The organism is Parendozoicomonas verongulae, assembly GCF_009711465.1.
Classification (GTDB): Bacteria; Pseudomonadota; Gammaproteobacteria; order Pseudomonadales; family Endozoicomonadaceae; genus Sansalvadorimonas; species Sansalvadorimonas verongulae.
The window spans coordinates 574-3,076 of the sequence record NZ_SMME01000659.1; the positions used below are offsets into that span (position 1 = coordinate 574).

Below are 2,503 nucleotides of genomic sequence, written 5' to 3' on the forward strand. Positions count from 1 at the left end.
GCGGAAGCTGGCGACCCCTTGTGAAGGTGGTCCCAAGTATTAGGGCGTAGATTTAGAGGGGAAATCTGACAATCTTGTCAGTGATGTAACTCTGACATTTTATGAGAATCTTAATCACCTCAATAGCTGAAGGTTACAACGAGATGATTATTCCTAACAGTCAGTTTTCGTACGATGTTCGAATTAAGTACTCAATAGATAGTGATAGTGTAAAAGCTTTGAAGAAAGGGGCGCTGTTTCGAGGAGCCGTATGTGACTTTTTCTATGTAGAGGATCGATATTTTGATACTCCTGATAAGGCTCTCAGGAAGAACGGATTTCTCTTACGAGTAAGAACTTGTGAGGGTGAGATTACGCAACGCGCATCCTATCAAAGTACCGGACGAAGCAATCCAGGGGTTAAAAGCTCCTACTCGTGGAAACTTGAGCATGCGTCACCTGACTGCAGGCCACTCCTTTCAGCGGGAAGCTTCAATTTTCCACATGTTAACGATCAAGACTTAAAAACTGTTTTCAGTATATCCTATGTACGTGAAACTCTGGTTCATTATGAGCAAACAAGTCGGATCAGGGTCGTACTGGATCATGGTAATATCTTTATAGGCACTTCAGGAAAATCTCTCAATGAACTGGAGCTGATTCTTGAAGAGGGCTCTGAATATGATCGTTTTATGCTGTCAGGCTGGCTAGAGAAAAATTATAAAGTTAAGCCCGTTCATGGGAGTAAAGCAGAGCGGGGTTATTTGTTTCTTAACAGCTTGGCTGAGAGCAACGATACGACATCTGCTCGGGAGCCCTGAGCAGATGTCTTGGTGGTGTCGCAAAAATTTCCGAGAATGAAAAATCGCAATTCTCCAGGGTGCGGCGGGTTGTGCATAGACATCAGTGGATGAAGAGAGAAGGCAAGCAGGTCAATATCATCAAGCACTTAGGCAATATCGATATTGTTACCAAATTTCGTGGTGAGAGTGATCTGACTATTGACTTCCTCTCACCTCAGACAGGCTATGACTATCCACATAGTTATCCACAGAAATTGTGGATGACTTACTGGGAACCTTGGGCCGATACCGCAGGTTGACACATTTCAGCCTGACCTGCCTGGTACGACAGGTGAACCCGTAAGCTTCTCAGGACGTCTTCGGCCTCTTCCGTCAGCGTTTTCTTATCAGTGTGACACCATCGGCCATTGGTAAAAGCGTTATATCGACGCGTTCATCCGATAGCAGGCTTTGGTTGAGTGTTCGTATTACCCGGGTATCTTCATCCTGACTGTCCGCATTAAGGACAGCTCCGTTCCAGAGAGTATTATCGATAGCAATCAACCCACCCTGTCGAATCAGCTGCAAGCACAGCTCGTAATAGTTTTGATAATTGGCTTTGTCTGCATCAATAAAGGCAAAGTCAAACGTTTCATGTTGGTTGTCGGCCAGCAGTTGTTCCAAAGTGTCCAGGGCCGGAGCCAAGTGTAAGTTGATTTTCTTATCAACTCCCGCTTTTTGCCAGTAACGTCTGGCAATATTCGTAAACTCTTCGCTGATATCGCAGGCAATCAATTCGCCATCTTCCGGCAATGCCTGAGCGACGGCTAAGGCGCTGTAACCAGTGAATACCCCAACTTCCAAGGTGCGTCGTGCATTGATTAGCTTGATCAGAAAAGCCATGAATTGCCCTTGTTCCGGAGTGATCTGCATACGTGCTTCCGGCATAGCCTGAGTTTCCTCTCTCAGCTGTGCCAGCTGATCAGTTTCTCTGACTGAATGCTCTACCAGATAATGGTACAGGTCGTCTGTTATGGTGAGTTTGGGGTCAGGCATAGCGGAAATCCGGAGTGAGCAAAGAGCAGTCATCATAGCCACGAGAATGATCAAGACACAATGACCAGAGGTTCCAGAATAAGAGTGGTCTTTCATAGCGGTATCTCACAGTGAAACAGAGCAGACAGTTCTAAAGTAGCAGCCCCTCTTGATTTGTGAACTTGTCAATGCACAATTTAACTCCCCTAAATGACTTCTCACAAAATGTCATTCCGCACATTCTCCCATCTCTGGGATACAAGCGTTGTGAAGGATGCGCTTGTGTCTGGTGAGATGACTGGATTGGGCGAAAGACCTGCATCCGCTCTGGTCACAGACAAACTGCACCCGTCCTGGTCACAGACAAGGGCCGCATCCGTCCTGGTCACAGACAAAGGGCCTTAGTGAACGACTTGTTGCACCCGTCCTGATCACAGACAAAGGGCTGCACCCGTCCTGGTCACAGACAAGGGCCGCATCCGTCCTGGTCACAGACAAAGGGCCTTAGTGAACGACTTGTTGCACCCGTCCTGATCACAGACAAAGGGCCCTCCCCTGTGTGGCTGCGTTTGTGGGCGGTGTCCTCTGTGATACGTGCATGTCTGATGAGATTGGCGGATGTGGTGAAAGACTTGTTGCACCCGTTCCGGTCACAGACAAAGGGCTTGTCCCCTTTGTGGGTGCGCTTGTGTTTGGTGAGATGACTG

3 protein-coding genes are annotated in these 2,503 nt (G+C 47.6%); 2 read left to right on the plus strand and 1 reads right to left on the minus strand.

All coding sequences use genetic code 11. From position 1 onward, the window contains the following. The first annotated feature begins 143 nt into the window (after positions 1–143). Complete coding sequence (locus E1189_RS02410; protein ID WP_230460055.1) at positions 144–800, plus strand: CYTH domain-containing protein; 657 nt, start codon at positions 144–146, stop codon at positions 798–800. A gap of 71 nt (positions 801–871) precedes the next feature. Next, positions 872–1,081 (plus strand): hypothetical protein, encoded by a 210-nt coding sequence (locus tag E1189_RS02415; protein ID WP_155158471.1) that lies wholly within the window; start codon positions 872–874, stop codon positions 1,079–1,081. Between the two features lie 73 nt (positions 1,082–1,154). On the opposite strand, the gene E1189_RS02420 is transcribed toward E1189_RS02415, so the two are convergent. Beyond that, a complete protein-coding gene (locus tag E1189_RS02420) occupies positions 1,155–1,817 on the minus strand; it encodes a class I SAM-dependent methyltransferase (RefSeq protein ID WP_155158472.1) in 663 nt (220 codons plus the stop codon). Positions 1,818–2,503: the final 686 nt, after the last annotated feature.